Here is an 18,077-nt window from a genome sequence, read left to right as displayed (position 1 = left end):
AATTGATTTGAGGTATATTTAGTTCTTGCCGATTAACTTTAAAATTAAAATAAACATTACTATTTAGGAAAGAGGTGAGCTTTGCAAGGACAAGTCTTTGCGAGCAAATAAAATGAGAGAATATTTAAATGATTTTTTACTGTTTTTCCAATTCTTCACACGGATACCTATAAATAAAAGTTTAAACTGTGACAAGGAAAACTTTAGGCGGGGATCTGTATTTTTTCCGGTGGTAGGATTATTTATAGGAATTGTCCAGTGGATAACTTATTATATATTAATAAAAGTGCTGCCAGTAGATATTACAGCAATATTTGTAGTTATTATACCGATAGTTATTACTGGAGGATTACATGTGGATGGACTTGGAGATACTTGTGATGGTTTCTTTTCGTTTAAAGGAGACAAACATAAAATAATAGAAATTATGAAGGACAGCACAGTAGGCACTTATGCAACTATTGCTATAGTATTTGATATGTTAGCACGATATGCAGCGGTCTGCACTATCATAGGAAAGAATTTACCACTCATATTAATTGCAACGCCAATAATTGCAAGATTTACCGTTGTTTTTATATCTTTTATTGGTAAGAATGCTAAAGAAACAGGCTCGGGTAATATATTTATTGGAAATATTGACATCAAAAGGGTGGTAATTTCAGGTATTATAACTATTGTATTTGGAACCTTATTAATAGGATTTAACAAAAGTGTTATATTGATACTATCAGCGTTACTTTTAAGTTTCCTATTTAATAAGTTTTGCGAGAGTAAAATTACGGGACTTACGGGAGATAGCTTAGGAGCTAATAATGAATTAGTTGAAATTCTAACTATGATCTTATTTATAGCAATAAGTTAAGGTAAGATAATGGGGACGGTTAACAATTATTTATATTATAATTGGGTGCAAGTTGTTTATGGAAACTTGTACCTTTTTATCGTTGAATTAATTTATTGAACACTAATTTTAATTATTTTTATATTATACATAAGTAAAATGTATATTTTTGATACTTGTCCATGTTTATTAAATGCATATATCCATCTGTTATTCTAATTTTTTTTATTTAATATAACAGATTTAATAAATAGGTAGGTTAAAGTAAATAATTAGAATGAATTTTAATGATTGTCATTAAGTTATTAATCATAATATTGAAGATTATATTAATAAATTATTACTAAGCATAACGTTTAATAAAATCCATGATAATATTCTCATATTTATCTTCTGTTCCAATTAATTCGATGCCAATAGTGCTTAATTTTGATACTCTAGCCTGTGTAATGTTTCCAAGAGTGCTGGATATATCGCTAGATTTAAAATTACAGAGGCTCCTCATTAGAACAACGGTTAAGGCTTTTGCCCGTACAAGCTTTCTGCTGTACTTCATATAAAGATGAGTCTTTGATACATTCATCTTTGACGCTATATATTCTATTATATCTTCTGGCTTAAAGTTCCTTACAAGTATTTTTCGTTCACATTTATACTCTGATTTTTCATCTTTAAATTCTATTTCTTGTTTTAATTTTTCTCCATTACAGCGAAAGACAAGATTATAGTAATTCTTTCTTGCATTTTTTAGGTTATTACCAAAAGAGCTCATAATAAATCCATAATCAACTAATTTAAAAGAATCATGTCTTTTTCCTAAAAATATGGCTAGACTAGAAAAAGCATATTTTTCAGGACAATTTTTATATTCATCTATATCCGTAGGATTATTGTGTATATATAGAGATAAAGTCTTCAAATATCGTTCATTATTAACTATTTTACTCTTAAATCTATCTTTAAAAAGATGTCCTTCCCTTTTATATTTTTTATTAAAGTACATTGCATAAGAAAAATTTATTCCATGCATTGCCTTTGATATATCAGTGCCATTAGCATCAATCATTAAATGAGAATGGTTATCCATAAGACAGTAACCGTAGATTTTAAAATTATAGAGATATTTATACTTTTTTACAAGTGATAAATACTTGTTCTTATCCTCATCATCCTTGAATAAATTTATTTCGCTGATACTTTTGCACATAATATGAAATATCGAGTCATCTGTTTTTTCTCTTGCCTTTCTTGGCATTAAAATCACCCTTCCTCATAGATTTTTATTTGAATTATTGCCTATGAATCGGGATGATATTCATAATCTTAAGCTAATATATATATAAATAATTTAAATAGTTGTTAACCGTCCCTAACTATTTTTCTGAATCATTTTTTTGCCTATTAAACTAAGGAGACACTCTAAATATTGACAGTACGGCTTAAATATAATAAACTAGAATTAATAGAGAATTGAATATGATTTTAGGTGCCTTGAAATAGGTGAAAAGGGAATGCGGTTTAAATCCGCAGCAGCCCCCGCTACTGTAATTGATGAAAAACTTTTAAATGCTACTTCGTAAATTAAAAATGAGGAAGGATAATTAAAGGAAGAATCAAAAGCCAGGAGACCTGCCTAAATGATGTTAACAAGCTTTCGGAGGGAAAGAACTATTTAATTATGGATTAATTAAAAAGTAGTCGCTATCGTATGCGTACTATTTTTTTTGTTTTAAAAAGCATTATATGTAAATGTTATGATAGATTTCGGAAAATATTTAGCAAGGTGGATGATCGAAATGAAGAAGGCAATTTTAATTGTAAGTTTTGGAACAACACATGAAGATGCAAGAAAAGTAACTATCGATGCAATAGAAGATAAAATAAGACATACTTTTGAAGATTATGATATAAGAAGAGCATTTACTTCACATATTATTCTTAGAGTACTTAAGAATAGGGATAATATTCATGTAGATACTCCAGAAGAAGCTTTGGAAAAGTTAAAAAGCGAAGGATATAATGAGGTAATTGTTCAGCCTTTGCATGTTATTCCTGGAGTAGAATTTGATTATATAAATAATGTAGTTAATAGATACAAAGAATGTAAAGCATTTAAAAATATCTTAATAGGAAGACCTCTTTTATGTTTTAAGGGTGAAGAAGCAGGCGTGCCAGATGATTACTCAATAATGGTGGATGCTCTATCAAAGCAATTGCAACCAATGGATACAGTAATTTTGATGGGGCATGGTACAAACCATATTGCAAATGCAGTATATTGCTGTTTTGAAAGCGTTTTAAGGGATAGAGGTTTTAACAATGTCCATGTAGCAACCGTGGAAGGGTATCCAACTTTGGAAAGAGTAATACCTAATGTTACGACTCAGAGTATTAGCGAAGTCACTTTAATGCCACTACTGCTCGTAGCAGGAGACCATGCCAAGAATGACATGGCGGGAGATGCAGAGGACTCCTGGAAGAGTATTTTAGAGGCAAAAGGGTTTAAAGTTAAAATATATCTGCATGGGTTAGGGGAAAATAGTGACGTTCAAGACATTTATATACAGCACATTAATGATGTAATTAATGAAAAGTTTAAGAATGTAGGGAAAACACATAAGGGAAATTAAAATTCTGCGTAAGTTATAAGTAACAAAAGTACGGTAGATGTGAGTTACAAGTAGAAAGGAAGGTATTCAATGATACATGGTGGAGATGTTTATACTAATGGATTACTTGAGGGGCGAGAATTAATAGATTACAGTTCTAATATTAATCCATTAGGGGTTCCTAAAAGTTTCACTGATAACATTAGTGAAGCCGTAGATGCTTTAACAAGATATCCAGATATTCAATATAGGGAGGTATTGAAAGAATTAAAAGAATACATTGATTGCCCAAAAGAATATTTTGTTTTAGGAAATGGGGCTGCAGAAATAATTGACTTAGTTATAGCTTGTCATAAAAATCTACTAATTGTGGTGCCATCTTTTGTAGAGTACGAAATTGATGCTAAAAAGTGGAATTGTAGTATAGAGTATTCTTATTTAAAAGAGAAGATTAATGAGAATACCTTATTAAAGCATGAATATGCTGAGCTTTCCTATGATTATGAGGATATTCTTAATAGATTACAGAGTGTAGAAGGTGTGGTTTTAGGTAATCCGAATAACCCCAATGGCAATATCATAAATAAGGCTGAGTTTCAAAAAATTCTTGAATATTGTGAATGTAACGACAAAGTCATAATAATAGATGAGGCTTTTATAGAATTTACTGGAGATTCACAGCACAGTTTCAGTGAAAAAGTTAAAACATACAAATGTTTATTTATAATAAGAGCATTAACCAAATTTTTTGCGATGCCTGGTATAAGGTTTGGGTATGGAATAAGTAGTAACGTAGACCTATTAAAAAAAGTTAAAGAAAAACAAAACCCCTGGAACATAAACTGTTTTGCAGAAATGGCTGCACGTCATGTGTTAAAAGATAACGTTTATATTGAAAAAAGCAAAGAGTGGATAAGAGCGGAAAGGCCTAGGTTTATAAGATCACTTGAAAATATTTCATTTATAGATAAAGTGTATTTAACCTATGGAAATTATGTATTATGCAAATTAAAAGGACTGGACTCAGAGGCACTTTATAAACTATGCCTAGCTCAAGGATTTGTTATAAGAAAAGCAGATAATTTTAGAGGACTAGATAAACAATATGTAAGGCTTGCTATTAAGGATAATGATAGGAATAGAAAATTGATTCAGTGTTTGAAAAACTTAGAATTGATAGTGAAAACATTGGGGACAGTTAACAACTAATTGCACATTAGGGGATAGTCCGCAAAAGGATGTGAATATAAATGAAGAGTATAGTCATAGCTTCAGATTCAAGTGGTGGTGGTAAGACCACAGTAACACTCGGAATTATGAAAGCGTTTAAAAATAGGGGATTTGAGATACAAGGGTATAAAGTAGGACCTGATTATATAGACTCAGCTTTTCATACAAAGATAACAGGTAAAGGTTCAAGAAATTTGGATTTGTATCTTATGGGAGAGGCGGGAGTTAAGGCTAGCTTTTCTAGAGGATGCGGAGAATTGGGTGTAGTCGAAGGTGTAATGGGTTTATATGATGGAAAAGGCATAAATACATCCTATTCTACGTATCACGTGTCAAAGGTTTTAGACTTGCCTATCATACTTGTATTGTCTCCAAAGGCTCAGGTAGCAACCCTCTGTGCAGAAATTAATGGAATAGTAAATTTTAAAGATGCGAATATAAAGGGCATAATACTAAATAATATAACAGAAAATTATTATAAGTTACTTAAGGCAGCAATTAAAGAAAACTGTAACTTGAAAGTGTTAGGCTATCTTCCAAAAGATGAACGATTAAGCTTAAAAAGTAGGCACTTAGGGCTAATTCAAAGCAGTGAAACAGAGGATTTAGATGAGAAAATTGAAATCTGTGCCAAGTTATTAGAAAAGCATTTGGATATGGATTTATTGTTAGAACAATTTAAAGAAAGTGAAAGGCATATAGATGATTTCCATGTGGAGAATAAGGGGAAAAGGATAGCTGTAGCCTATGACAAGGCCTTTAGTTTTTATTATAAAGAAAATTTAGAGCTTCTAGAGGAAATGGGACAAGTTATATATTTTAGTCCAATTAAAGATAAGAAGCTACCCAGTAATATTGGTTTTCTTTACATAGGTGGAGGGTACCCTGAGGTTTTTATAAAGGAGCTATCTGAAAATACATCAATGCTTGGCAGTATAAAAAAAGCTCTTGATAATGGGCTACACTGTTACGCCGAATGTGGAGGATTAATGTATCTTACTGAGGGAGAAAAACTGCAAGGCGAAGAAAAAATATCACATAATACTGTTGGCTTTTTTAAGGGGTATTACACCTTAACAAAAAAGCTTCAGAACTTTGGGTATGCAGAAATAAAGGTAGGGGTAGAAAATAATATTTTACCACAAAATATGAGTATAAACTGTCATGAGTTTCATAAATCTATTGTTAATTTATCTGAAGAAAAGGTATTTAAGCTTTCTAAAGAGGGTTATGATGGATATGAGAAAAATTGGCAATGCGGATATGTTAAAAAAAATACTATGGCAGCTTATGGACATGTGCATTTTTGGGGAAACTTACAATGGTTTAAGGAGATTTTCAAATAGATTAATTAGTTGCTAACCGTCCCTACCTATGAACACTTATTTAAATTATTTAAATTAAAAGAAAAGGAGATTAAAATATGGATTATATAAAGATTCCTATGGATATAGAAAAAAAAAGCTTCGAAATTATTGGAGAAGAAATGGGAGAACATAAATTTTCTGACAAAGAGCTTTCAATAATCAAAAGAGTAATACATACTACAGCAGATTTCGATTATAAAAACATAGTTTATATTAGGGATGGAGCTATTGATGAGGCTGTAGAGTTACTTAAAAATGGAGCTACCATTTATACTGATACAAAAATGGCACTGGCAGGTATAAACAAAAAAGCTCTTAAAGATTTAAATTGTAAGGCTTTATGCTATGTAAGTGATGAAAAAGTGGCAGAGATAGCAAAAGCGCGTCACATAACGCGGTCTATGGCAGCAGTTGAAAAAGCGGTAGATGATGGAGTAGAATTTTTCATATTTGGTAATGCACCTACAGCTTTGTTTAGATTAAAGGAACTAATCGAGGAAGGAAAGTGTAATGCTAAATTTATATTGGCAGCACCTATAGGTTTTGTTGGAGCAGCAGAATCTAAGAAAGAAATTGAAAAATTAGATCTGCCAATGATAACAGTGCGAGGAAGAAAAGGTGGAAGCACAGTAGCTGCATCCATTTTAAATGCACTGATGTACATGATAGTAGATAGGAGTTAGTAATCCGCTAGAGTTTCATAGTTATTAGGCATTTTGAAATAAATGTTAGGTATCTTTAAATGAATAAGAAACTTAACAGGGGGTACGTAATAATGCTGAATTTATATGTTAATAGTAATGGAAAAAAGCTTAGATGTGGATATACCACTGGTTCTTGTGCTGCTGGGGCAGCAAAAGCTGCCACACAAATTTTATTTTATGATACCGAAATAGACGAGATAAGGATAGATACTCCAAAGGGTATAGAATTATTGCTACCAATATCTAAGGTAGCAAAGGGAGAAAATTTTGCTGAGTGTTGTATTATAAAAGATGCGGGGGATGACCCTGATGCAACTAATGGTATAGAAATTTGGGCAAGGGCTGAAAAAGCAGAATCAGTATATACATTAAAAGGTGGAAAAGGTGTAGGGATAGTTAGAGGAGAAGGATTATATGTACCCAAAGGGGAATGGGCAATAAACCCAGTACCTAGAAAAATGATAGAAAAAGAAGTAAAAGAGGTGCTTCCTAAGAAATCTGGGATTACAATAACTATATTTGTACCTAAGGGAGAAGAAATAGCCAAGAAAACATTTAATCCTAGACTTGGCATTGAAGGTGGTATATCAATACTCGGAACAACAGGAATTGTGACACCAATGTCAGAAGAAGCTCTCACACAATCTATACATATAGAAATATGTCAAAAGGTAGCTGCGGGGCATAAAAATCTTACCTTAGTTTTTGGTAACATGGGTGAGGATGTGGCTGCACAGGTAGGCCTTAAAGTTGACAATATAGTAATGATTTCAAATTTCATAGGATTTGCACTAAACAGCTGTATGGAAAAGGAAGTAGAAAGTGTAATTTTAGTAGGACATATAGGAAAGGTAAGTAAAATTGCAGCGGGATGTTTTCAAACTCACAGTAGAGTATGTGATGTGAGGCTTGAAGTAATAGCTTTAGAACTGGCGTTGGCTGGAGCACCTACGCAGCTTATTACACAGGTATATAAGGAAAAAACTACTGAAGGAGCAATAAAGCTAGTAGGTGAAAATTATAAGGATATATATGAAAACATTGCAAATAAGGTAAAGCGAAGATTATTCCAGTATACTTATGAAACAATTCCGGCAGAGGTTATTATGTTTTCTATGGATAAGGGAATTCTCTGTGACACAAGAAAGAATAGTTAGAATGGTTAGGGACAGTTAACAACTAATAGATGAATAAATAATGAAAGGTAGCAGAGTATATGGTTTATATAGTGGGGATTGGGCCTGGAAGCCCTAAATATATTATTCCTTTGGCAGTAGAGACTATAGAAAAGGTTGATGTAATCATAGGATTTGAAAGAGCTGCAATGAGTATACCAAAGATTAATGTCGAAAAGATAGTAGTGAAAACATTAAAGGATATTATGAATTTTATAACAGAAAACATAGAGAAGGATATCGCAATAATAGCATCAGGTGATCCATGCTTTTATGGTATCACAAATTATATAAAGAGTAATTTTAAAAGCAAAATAGAAATAGTACCTGGTATAAGTTCTTTTCAATACTTAATGTGTAAGCTCCAAAAGCCGTGGCAAAACGCTTATTTAGGTAGTATGCATGGAAGACGAGAAGAATTCATAAAAATAGTGCGGGAACACGAGATATCTGTGTGGCTTACGGATAAAAGTAATTCGCCACAGGCTTTATGTAGAAAGCTCTATGAAAATAATATTAAAGCCACAGCATATGTTGGGGAAGAATTATCATACGAGGATGAAAGAATAATAAAAGGTACAGTGGAAGAAATTAAGGAAAAAACTTTTAATGACCTTAGTGTGGTTGTTATAGAAAATTTAAATTAAGTAAGATACATAAAAATAAACAATAATATTGATTTGTTTGTGCTTACTTAGATATGGGGGATTAAACATGGCAAAATTATATGGTGTAGGGGTAGGACCAGGAGATAAGGAATTACTTACAATAAAAGCAATAAAAACTATTGGAAAATGCGATGTAATAGTAGTGCCTAGTGCTATGAATGGAGGCAAAAGTATAGCACATGAAATAGCAGAAGAGTATATTAATAAGGACTCTGAGGTGCTAGTTAAGCATTTTCCTATGGGGGGAGAAGAGCAGGAATCTAAAATATATGAAGCATTTAAAGCTGTTGAAGAAAAGCTAAAAGCTGGGAAAGATGTGGCTTTCTTAACTATAGGCGACCCGTTTGTATATAGTACATATATATATCTTTTAAATTATATAAAGGAAAGCGGATATGAAGTTGAAACAATTCCAGGTATAACATCATTTTGTGCTTGTGCGAGTATTGCAAATGAGTATTTAGTAATTGGTAATGAGCCTCTTTTAATACTTCCAGCATCTAGGCTTGATACTATAAAGGATGAAAAATTCTTAGTAATTATGAAGGTTTATAAAGTAGAAGAGGAAGTAATAAATCATCTAGAAGCAAAGGGATATAGCTATGTATATGTTAAAAAAGCAGGTAGGGAAGGACAAGAAGTTCTAAGAAGCCGTTTGGATATATTAAAAAATAAAGAGTACATGAGTTTAATAATTGCTAAGAAGGAATAGGGTAGGGACAGGTAACAACTAATTAAGCGGGGACGGTTAACAACTATATCAATAATAATTAATAAGGGATAGGTGGATTTTATGGTTTATTTTATAGGTGCAGGGCCAGGAGATGTGGATTTAATAACAGTTAAGGGAAGAAATATATTATCTAGTGCAGATGTAGTTATATATGCGGGATCGCTTGTGAGTGCTGAGCATATGACTTTCTGTAAGGAAGATGCAGCAATTCATAATTCCGCTTCAATGACACTCGAAGAAGTTATTGAGGTTATGAGAAAGGCACATATTGAAAATAAAAATGTAGTAAGACTACATACTGGAGACCCAGCTATATACGGAGCTATAAAAGAACAAATGGATGAGTTAGATAAACTAAATATAGATTATTCAATAGTACCAGGAGTAAGCTCCTTTTCAGCGGCAGCTTCTGTTATAAAAAAAGAATTCACACTTCCAAGTGTAACTCAAACTTTAATTTTAACAAGAGTAGAGGGTAGAACCCCAGTACCTGAAACAGAAGATTTAGAAAAACTTGCATCAGTTGGAGCATCTATGGCTATTTTTTTATCTATAAGTATGATAGACAAGGTAGTTGCAAAGCTTAAAGCAGGTTACGGAAGGAATGTTCCAATAGCTGTGATTGAAAGAGCTACTTGGCCAGATGAAAGAGCTATTATTGGGACTTTAGATGATATAGCAGAAAAGGTAAAAATAGCTAAAATAACAAAATGTGCTCAAATTCTTGTAGGCGATTTTATAGATTGTGAATATGAAAAGAGCCTTTTGTATGACAAGACCTTTACACATATGTTTAGAGAAGGAAAAAAATAGATAGCGAAGGGGATGTAGAATTGGGTAAATTATATGTAATAGGAATAGGACCAGGTGGACTTTCTCATATGACAATAAGAGCAATGGAAGCCATTAAAGAGAGTGATATAGTTGTAGGCTATAACAAATATATAGATATGATAAAACCATTATTACAAGGCAAGGAAGTATTCTCTACAGGCATGATGGGAGAAGAAGAAAGATGCAAAAAGGCATTAGAGCTTTGCCGTGGTAAGATAGTTAGTGTAATAAGTACTGGTGATGCTGGAATTTACGGAATGGCGGGATTAATTCTTCAGCTTCGAATAGATGAGGAGGTTGAGGTTATTCCGGGAGTTACAGCATCGTCAGCTGCAGCTTCAGTACTAGGAGCACCTTTAATGCATGACAATTGTAACATAAGCTTAAGCGATTTAATGACTCCATACGAATTAATTACAAAAAGAGTAAAGTTAGCCGCAGAAGGCGATTTCATAATTTCATTATATAATCCTAAAAGTAAGGGTAGACCTCATTATTTAAAAGAAAGTATAGATTTAATAAAAAAATATAGAGAAGGAACCGTACCAATAGCCGTAGTTAAAAACGCGCTTAGGGATGGACAAGAAGTAAGTATATCTACATTAGATACCTTTGATGAAAACATAGTTGATATGCTTTCAATTGTTATAATTGGTAACAGTCAAAGCTATGTAAAAGATGGTAAGTTTATAACACCAAGAGGTTATAAGGTTTAAAAAAATTGAGGGACAGTTAACAACTTTTTAGCTATTAGTAAACTAATAAGTAAGAAAAAGTTGTTAACCGTCCCCAACTATTTTAGGATGTGAATAAAAATGATAGGTTTAATTGTAGGGACTTCAGAGGGGAAAAATATTCTTGCAGGACTGAATGGGTTTACAGAGGATATTTTCATCTCAACAGCTACGGCTTATGGCGCAGAGCTTTTGAAAAATTATAAATATAAAATTTTCAATGAAAAACCATTAGACCTTTCAGGGTTAATGAAAGTCATACGATTACATGATATTAAAATATTAATTGATGCATCTCACCCTTATGCTCTAGAAATTACTGAAAATGCAATGGAAGCATGTAAAATCTATGGAGTACAATATGTTAGATATGAGAGGCCATCAGTTGTGGAAAAATTTAAGAAAAATAAAAATGTTATTGTGGTGGAGGATTATGATAGTCTATATACACAGCTTACAAAAGTAGAGGGAAATATTTTAAATACCACTGGTAGCAGAAATATAGATAAAATTCTAAGTTTTAATTTAAATAATAGGATAATACATAGAGTTTTACCTTCTGTTAAGGTTCTAGAAGAGATTTTAGAATTAGGAATAAGAGTTGAGGATATAGTGGCGATGAAGGGTCCTGTAGGCTATGAATTAAATTGTGGCTTTATTAAAGAATACAAGGCTAAGGCAATACTCATGAAGGATAGCGGAGTTCAAGGTGGAACTTACGACAAAATAAAAGCAGCTATAGATAATAATATACCAGCGTTTATAATAGGAAGAAAACCAATGGTATATTCACAGGTGTTTTATAGTGAAATAGAACTTATAAAATATATATCGGAATTAACGATGTAAAAATTAGTTTATACAAACCCCTTTAGTTTAATATTAGCTAAAGGGGTTTATAATTATGTATTATTTAAATTCATTAACTGTCTCACATACCTGTATGCATACATTTGTAGTTATTTGTACAAACTAATTAAAATGATTGTGGATGTATCACTATTGATACACATATATTATAGTGATATAATATTGATATTATGTAATGTAGGAGGATTTAATTTGAATAAAATAGCGTTGATTACAGACACTACAAGCGATTTAAGTAAAGAAACAATAGAGAAATATAATATAAATGTATTACCCTTTAGGATTATCTATTCTGATAGAGAATATTTGGATAATATAGATATATCGCCACAAGAAGTTTACGATAATATGAAAACAGAAGTACCTACATCCTCTTTGCCATCAATGAAGGATATGGAAGAACTGTTTTTGAAATTAGAAGAAGAAGGATACACTCATGTTATAGCAATAACTTTATCTACTGGGTTATCAGGTATATTTAATGCTGTGAAGCTTACAAGTGAAAATCATCCAAGTATTATTACTCATGTATGTGATTCACAATCTATAGCCCTAGGCGAAGGATTAATAGTAACGGAATGTGGAAAGCTGATACAAGAAGGAAAGAGTTTTGAAGAAATTGTTGAAGCTATTCCGTCTATTAAAAAAAGAATCCATCTATACTTTGTAGTAGGGACTTTAGAGTACTTAAAAAAAGGTGGAAGAATAGGGAAAGTTGCAGGCACAATAGCTGAGCTTTTAAACATTAAACCTATAATTTCGTTTGATGATGAAGGTAAGTATTGTACATGTGAAAAGGTAAGGGGTAGAAAGCAATCTCTTAATAAACTTGTAGAACTTACAAATAGCATTTTAGATAAAAAGAAGTGTAGGGTTTATATATTACACGGTGATGCATTAGAAGAGTCTAAAAAAGTAATGGAAAGTATAAGTCTCCATCCAAATGCTATTTCCGTAGAATTCGGAGGATATATAAGTCCTGTATCAGGGGTTCATAGTGGACCAGGTTTGGTAGGAATGGTTTGTATAGAGGAACCTTAAATAAAAATGGATGATATAGTGAATAAAGAAAGTGAGATAGACATTAGGGTGCAGGAAAAGAGGTTGTATGTTGAATACAAGAAAAAACTTTTACAGCTTCGAAAAGTTCAAAAGGAAAAAGAAGCTGTAGGTCAAGTATTCACAAAAGGGTTACTACCTTTGTACGTGCTATACATTCTAAGTTTAGGCGAAACTAATGGAAACGATATATCTCATAAAATTGGTGATAGAACAAATGGTCTTTGGATTCCTAGTACAGGCGGAATATATCCTCTTTTAAAAAAAATAGAAAAAGAAAAATTGATTATTGGGGAATGGAGTAATTCCAAGAAAGCACAGAAAATTTATAAAATCACGGTGGAAGGTAGAAGGCAGCTAGAAAATAAAAAATACCTACTACAAGATAAAATAGAAGAGGCTTTAGAAGTATTTAAAATTATTTATAGTGATTTATACAATTAAATATTATAACAAAAGAAGCTGCAGGTGAACTCACCCAAAGGGTGTATTATCACCTGCAGCTTCTTTTGAATTTCACTAACTCAAAGCTTAAGCTTTAAGTCTCCTTGACTAATCCACCCTTTCTTCCTCATAATCTCTGAGAAGAGTAGGGTTAAAACAGCAGGGGCTATAAAGTGTAGAAGTAATATTTTTAAAACTATCACCGAAGTAGGTTGGCTCCCCTGCATAGCGGCAAGGGTTCCAAACTGACCTACAAGACCGCTAGTACCCATACCTGCACCTAGAGAGTTGTTTTTCATGGATAAAACCGTAGTAGCAAGAGGGCCGAGTATTGCACCGGCAAGTGTTGGAGGTATCCAAACCTGGGGACGTCTTATTATGTTAGGTACTTGTAGCATAGAGGTACCTAGTCCTTGAGATACTAAACCACTTATCTTATTTTCTCTATAACTAGAAACAGCAAAACCTATCATTTGAGCACTGCAACCAACAGTGGCGGCACCGGCTGCAAGGCCAGACATTTTTAGTGAAATTGCTATGGCAGCACTACTAATTGGAGCAGTAAGCGCTAAACCCATTAAAGTAGATACAGCAATACCCATTGGAATAGGCATAAGAGTTGTAGCAGAATTTATGACTGCACCAATATTCGTCATAAGAACTGAGATATAAGGGCCAACAAACTTACCGGATATACTTCCAGTAACAATAGTAACAATGGGAACTATAACAATATCAATCTTAGTTTTTCCAGACACAAAGTTGCCAAGTTCTGCACCTATTACTGCAGCAATGAAAGATCCTACTGGGCCACCACCCATATACATATATCCAAAAGCACCAGTAGCAGCGCAGGAGAACATAGTAAGTGGGGTAACTTTTAAGCCCCAAGCTATAGCCACACCAATAGCTGCGCCAACTACAGGGGATTTAACTGAAATGATTTCTGCAAACTCTTCAAGGAAAGCTAGTGCAGGTATTTTTGATAATTGACTTAGTATTAGTCCAATAATTAATGAAGCAAATAGACCTAATGCCATTGCACTCAAGGCATCTAAAAAATATCGTTTAAGGCCTTTTTTTACAACGATTTTGAATTTTTCCATGAGGTTTCCTCCTAATAAAATATATACTTTGTTAAGTTATGAATATAAAGGATGTTTATAATATTATGCACATAAACTGTTATTTAACTCAGGTGCACATGTATATACTGGTGTATATACATGTGCACCTGACAACATTATAACATCTTATTATAAACACATCAATAAGATATACAAAAAAATGACAAGCCTAATATATAGTGAATTATTAGTGAGGTTATTAGCCTATAAAGTAAAGCCTATATCTTATTTTACATAGTAATTTAAGATATAGGCTAATTTTATTTTTTTATTTAAAACTTTTAAATAAAACTTTACGTTATTATATGTAGAAGGGTGGTGATGGAATGTCGACTGATGAAGAATTAATTAAGGAAATACAAAGCGGAAATCAATATGCAATGGAAATTTTGGTTAAAAACAATTATAAATTATTGTTTTCATTTATATATAGACATATTGGAGACTATCATACATCTTACGATATTACACAAGAAGTTTTAATAAAGCTTGTTAAATCAATTAAATCTTATAAAGATGAAGGAAAGTTTAAAAATTGGTTGCTACGGATTGCAGCAAATACATGCAATGATTATTTTAGAAGTAGCGGCGCTATAAAAAATAAAAGTAACATAGAGCTTAATACAAATATAATTGATAAAAATAGCAATGTTTATGAAATAATGAGTAGGAAAATTGAGAGGCAGAAGATAAAAAATGCAATTACGACACTTCCCCAATTTCAAAGAAATGCTATAATTTTAAAATATTATCATGATTTAAAGATTAAGGATATTGCATATATAACACAAAGTAATGAATCAACAGTAAAGTCGAGACTAAAGCAAGGCATAGGAAAACTTAAACAAGTATTTGAAAGGAGTGAAAAAAATGAAAAAAGTGCCAAAGAATCTTATCGCTAAATCTCAGGTCATACCAGATAATGATGACAAGGCAGTAGAAGAGTTGCTCACGTATATGCAAAATTATACAATAGAACTCCCAGGGGAAGAGGAAATAGATGCAACGATAGAAGTTCTGAGACAATATGTACCGATAAAAAATGAAAGATTTAAAAAGTTCTGCCATATTATAAGGATGGCAGCAGGAGAAATAACTTTTATAAGTAAGATTTACTGGGTTTTCTGCACCGCAATATTCATTATAGGGTATTTTATATCTATTAATCAGATTGATCCATACATTACCATTATGGCGTTAGCGCCTTTGCCTTCTATTTTAGGTATAGTTGAGGTATTCAAAGGTCGTGACAGTGGTGTGCTTGAAATTGAACTAAGCTGTAAAATATCAGCTATTGAGATAATGCTTTCGAGAATATTAGTTATAGGAATTTACAGTATATTTATGAATACAGCACTTTCCGTCGTTCTATACATGTTTAGGAGCAATATAGATCTATGGAAGCTATCAGTACTGTGGCTAACACCGCTTACATTGGTTTCCGGAGTATCACTTTGGATAGCAATGAAAATCAAAGGAGATTATGCGGTAGCTGCGATTGTATCAATTTGGTCAATGGTAATTTTATATATGTGCATCGATAAGAAATTTGTAAATACCATTATGCAACTTGATACTGTTGCATATATGGTTATATTATCAATCAGTACATTAATGTTAGTACTACAGCTTAAAGCTTTACAAAGCAGATATAATAATATTTTTGAGAGGGGAAATCAAATTGAAATTAGTGCTTGAAAACATATCAAAACAGTACAAAGACAAATATGCGGTTAAAAATCTAAAGGTTAAACTAACCCCAGGAGTGTATGGACTTCTTGGTCCTAATGGTTCGGGGAAGACAACACTTATGAGAATAATGACGGATATTTTAAATCCAACAGGAGGAAGAGTTATTCTTAATGGTGAGGATATTAAGGTAATGGGAGATAGGTATCGGGATATTCTGGGATATTTACCGCAAAATTTTGGTATATATAAAGATTTTACTGCCCATAGGTTTCTTATGTACATTTCAGCCTTGAAGGGACTTGATACACGTTCTGCCCAAAGAAAGGTTGACGAACTGCTTGAACTTGTTAATTTGAAGGCAGTTAGTAAAAAAAAGCTGGGAACATTTTCAGGTGGAATGAAACAAAGAATAGGAATAGCACAGGCATTACTAAATGATCCTAAAATTCTTATATTGGATGAACCTACCACAGGACTTGATCCAAAGGAGCGGATAAGATTCAGAAATTTGATATCAGATATGTCAAAGGATAAAATAATAATATTTTCTACTCACATTGTTTCGGATATAGAATATATTTCAAAGGAAGTACTTCTGCTTAAAAATGGAGAGCTTATTGAAAAAGATTCTATCGATAATATTCTAAAGAATATGGAAAACAAAGTATGGAGCGCTATAGTTGAGGAAAATATGCTAAATGAGCTTAATAAGGATTTTAAAGTAGGCAATATAATGAGAAAAGAAAAAGGCATTGAAGTAAGAATAATAAGCGATGAAAAACCTTTACCTAAAGCGAAAGTTGAAGTTCCAAGACTAGAGGATTTATACATGTATTATTTTGAGGAGGAACAAACTGATGAGCAAGCTATTTAATTTAATAAAGCATGAGCTTTATAAAATTTTTTATAAGAAAAGTGTTTTAATTTCCTTGGCAGTGTTTGTAACAATTCTAATATTAAGTACAATATTGACAGGTGGTGGGAATAAAGCGATAGAGGCTAAAAATCTAGTCAAAGAATATTATAAAACTGGTGGTAATGTAACAAAACTTAGTCAAATTACGCAAAAAGAAAAAGAGGGATTATCAATCTATACAAATATCTTTAACTTAGAGGAATATAAAACAAATAATGCTGAAAATGTTGCTGAATTGCAAGATAAGTTAAATGGAATGAAGGCCAGTGGCATCACTGGATATGAGTACAAATCAAAGGTTATGGAACTTAATATGTATAAAAAAGTAAATAAAGATGCAAAGCCTTATTACTTAGGTCTTTGGGGGGATATTAATCTTATAGGTACAAGTAGCATTATTGTTGGGTTATTACTACTTTTATGTTTGGGGCTTTCAGGAGTATTTTCAGAAGAATATTCGAGTGGTATGGATGCACTTATATTAAGCAGCAAGTATGGTAAAAAAACTATAATTACTGCAAAACTCATTGCTTCATGTATCTATTCTTCTTCTATTGCTTTAATATTTGGAATTATACCGATTCTATCATCTGTTTTATGCTATGGAAATATAGAAGGTTTTGATAGACCGATGCAAGCTTTGGGAATGTATTCTTTTAGCCCATATCAGCTAAATATATCTCAGGTATATTTATTGCAGTTCTTGATGATGTTTATAGGGATATTAGCCTTTGGGTTATTGATTTTAATGTTTTCCTCACGTATAAGGAATCTACTGGTAACGTTCTTCGTTAGTTTTGCAGCAATTATAATGCCTTTATATCTTGCTGGAAATATGGGGATTGAGCATTCTATACTTGGACTTATAAATTCATATTGCTTTTTTATAAGTCCTTCTGATTCATTACAAATGGTTAATACCTATAATATATTTGGGACACCTGTGATAAATATAGTCGCTTGTGGTATCGCTTTAATAATATTTTCTATGATTTCTATATATATTACAAAGCACTCTTTTAGAAAACATGAAGTTGTTAATTAAATTACAGTTTTTGAAGTATAGATGGA

General features: G+C 32.2%; 19 protein-coding genes and 1 riboswitch. Of the genes, 17 read left to right on the top strand and 2 right to left on the bottom strand.

Translation table 11 applies throughout. The features are described from left to right. Positions 1-112 precede the first annotated feature (112 nt). Positions 113-865, top strand: coding sequence for an adenosylcobinamide-GDP ribazoletransferase (gene cobS, locus KTC92_RS08675; RefSeq protein WP_216303404.1), 753 nt, complete (start codon positions 113-115; stop codon positions 863-865). A 322-nt stretch (positions 866-1,187) separates the two neighbouring features. On the opposite strand, the gene KTC92_RS08670 is transcribed toward cobS, so the two are convergent. Next, positions 1,188-2,099 (bottom strand): transposase, encoded by a 912-nt coding sequence (locus KTC92_RS08670; RefSeq protein WP_216303405.1) that lies wholly within the window; start codon positions 2,097-2,099, stop codon positions 1,188-1,190. 212 nt (positions 2,100-2,311) lie between these two features. Beyond that, positions 2,312-2,496, top strand: a riboswitch (cobalamin riboswitch). 144 nt (positions 2,497-2,640) lie between these two features. Here KTC92_RS08670 and KTC92_RS08665 point away from each other — a divergent pair. From KTC92_RS08665 to KTC92_RS08610, 12 genes are all read left to right on the top strand, one after another. Beyond that, entirely contained in the window at positions 2,641-3,474 is an 834-nt protein-coding gene (locus KTC92_RS08665; RefSeq protein WP_165411539.1) for a sirohydrochlorin cobaltochelatase, read from the top strand. Positions 3,475-3,543: 69 nt separating this feature from the next. Beyond that, positions 3,544-4,662 carry a histidinol-phosphate transaminase gene (locus KTC92_RS08660; protein WP_220286417.1) on the top strand — a complete coding sequence of 373 codons (1,119 nt, stop codon included), beginning with the start codon at positions 3,544-3,546 and terminating at the stop codon, positions 4,660-4,662. Between the two features lie 41 nt (positions 4,663-4,703). After that, positions 4,704-6,029: a cobyrinate a,c-diamide synthase gene (locus KTC92_RS08655; RefSeq protein ID WP_220286416.1), complete on the top strand. Its 1,326-nt coding sequence runs from the start codon at positions 4,704-4,706 to the stop codon at positions 6,027-6,029. A gap of 77 nt (positions 6,030-6,106) precedes the next feature. Further along, positions 6,107-6,733, top strand: a complete 627-nt coding sequence (locus KTC92_RS08650; RefSeq protein ID WP_165411542.1) for a precorrin-8X methylmutase — start codon at positions 6,107-6,109, stop codon at positions 6,731-6,733. A gap of 92 nt (positions 6,734-6,825) precedes the next feature. Beyond that, positions 6,826-7,911 carry a cobalt-precorrin-5B (C(1))-methyltransferase CbiD gene (cbiD, locus tag KTC92_RS08645; RefSeq protein ID WP_220286415.1) on the top strand — a complete coding sequence of 362 codons (1,086 nt, stop codon included), beginning with the start codon at positions 6,826-6,828 and terminating at the stop codon, positions 7,909-7,911. A 59-nt stretch (positions 7,912-7,970) separates the two neighbouring features. Then, a complete protein-coding gene (gene cbiE, locus KTC92_RS08640) occupies positions 7,971-8,576 on the top strand; it encodes a precorrin-6y C5,15-methyltransferase (decarboxylating) subunit CbiE (RefSeq protein ID WP_165411544.1) in 606 nt (201 codons plus the stop codon). A gap of 67 nt (positions 8,577-8,643) precedes the next feature. Next, positions 8,644-9,309 (top strand): cobalt-factor II C(20)-methyltransferase, encoded by a 666-nt coding sequence (locus KTC92_RS08635; protein ID WP_220286414.1) that lies wholly within the window; start codon positions 8,644-8,646, stop codon positions 9,307-9,309. Between the two features lie 81 nt (positions 9,310-9,390). Then, the gene (cobM, locus tag KTC92_RS08630) at positions 9,391-10,143 is read left to right on the top strand and encodes a precorrin-4 C(11)-methyltransferase (RefSeq protein ID WP_220286413.1); all 753 of its coding nucleotides are present in this window, start codon (positions 9,391-9,393) and stop codon (positions 10,141-10,143) included. Between the two features lie 20 nt (positions 10,144-10,163). Continuing rightward, positions 10,164-10,880, top strand: coding sequence for a precorrin-3B C(17)-methyltransferase (gene cobJ, locus KTC92_RS08625; RefSeq protein ID WP_216303412.1), 717 nt, complete (start codon positions 10,164-10,166; stop codon positions 10,878-10,880). A 99-nt stretch (positions 10,881-10,979) separates the two neighbouring features. Next, positions 10,980-11,747, top strand: coding sequence for a cobalt-precorrin-6A reductase (locus KTC92_RS08620; protein ID WP_216303413.1), 768 nt, complete (start codon positions 10,980-10,982; stop codon positions 11,745-11,747). A gap of 213 nt (positions 11,748-11,960) precedes the next feature. Beyond that, the gene (locus KTC92_RS08615) at positions 11,961-12,809 is read left to right on the top strand and encodes a DegV family protein (RefSeq protein ID WP_216303414.1); all 849 of its coding nucleotides are present in this window, start codon (positions 11,961-11,963) and stop codon (positions 12,807-12,809) included. Positions 12,810-12,815: 6 nt separating this feature from the next. Beyond that, positions 12,816-13,271 carry a PadR family transcriptional regulator gene (locus KTC92_RS08610; protein ID WP_165411550.1) on the top strand — a complete coding sequence of 152 codons (456 nt, stop codon included), beginning with the start codon at positions 12,816-12,818 and terminating at the stop codon, positions 13,269-13,271. A gap of 80 nt (positions 13,272-13,351) precedes the next feature. Here KTC92_RS08610 and KTC92_RS08605 read toward each other — a convergent pair whose 3' ends face one another. Next, the gene (locus tag KTC92_RS08605; RefSeq protein WP_216303415.1) at positions 13,352-14,377 is read right to left on the bottom strand and encodes a PTS transporter subunit IIC; all 1,026 of its coding nucleotides are present in this window, start codon (positions 14,375-14,377) and stop codon (positions 13,352-13,354) included. A 347-nt stretch (positions 14,378-14,724) separates the two neighbouring features. On the opposite strand from KTC92_RS08605, the gene KTC92_RS08600 reads away from it, so the two are divergent. From KTC92_RS08600 to KTC92_RS08585, 4 genes are read left to right on the top strand one after another with little or no spacing between them, the layout of a single operon-like run. After that, positions 14,725-15,300 (top strand): RNA polymerase sigma factor, encoded by a 576-nt coding sequence (locus KTC92_RS08600; RefSeq protein WP_216303416.1) that lies wholly within the window; start codon positions 14,725-14,727, stop codon positions 15,298-15,300. After that, a complete protein-coding gene (locus tag KTC92_RS08595) occupies positions 15,269-16,096 on the top strand; it encodes a hypothetical protein (protein WP_216303417.1) in 828 nt (275 codons plus the stop codon). The genes KTC92_RS08600 and KTC92_RS08595 overlap by 32 nt, the downstream gene beginning before the upstream one ends. Further along, positions 16,080-16,964, top strand: a complete 885-nt coding sequence (locus KTC92_RS08590; RefSeq protein WP_216303418.1) for an ABC transporter ATP-binding protein — start codon at positions 16,080-16,082, stop codon at positions 16,962-16,964. The genes KTC92_RS08595 and KTC92_RS08590 overlap by 17 nt, the downstream gene beginning before the upstream one ends. Then, positions 16,948-18,051, top strand: a complete 1,104-nt coding sequence (locus KTC92_RS08585; protein ID WP_216303419.1) for an ABC transporter permease subunit — start codon at positions 16,948-16,950, stop codon at positions 18,049-18,051. Before KTC92_RS08590 ends, KTC92_RS08585 begins: the two co-directional genes overlap by 17 nt. The last annotated feature ends 26 nt before the right edge of the window (positions 18,052-18,077 follow it).

Origin of the sequence: Clostridium sp. CM027, assembly GCF_024730565.1 — a bacterium.
Taxonomy (GTDB): Bacteria; Bacillota; Clostridia; order Clostridiales; family Clostridiaceae; genus Clostridium_AD; species Clostridium_AD estertheticum_B.
This window is presented reverse-complemented; position numbering and strand designations above follow the sequence as displayed.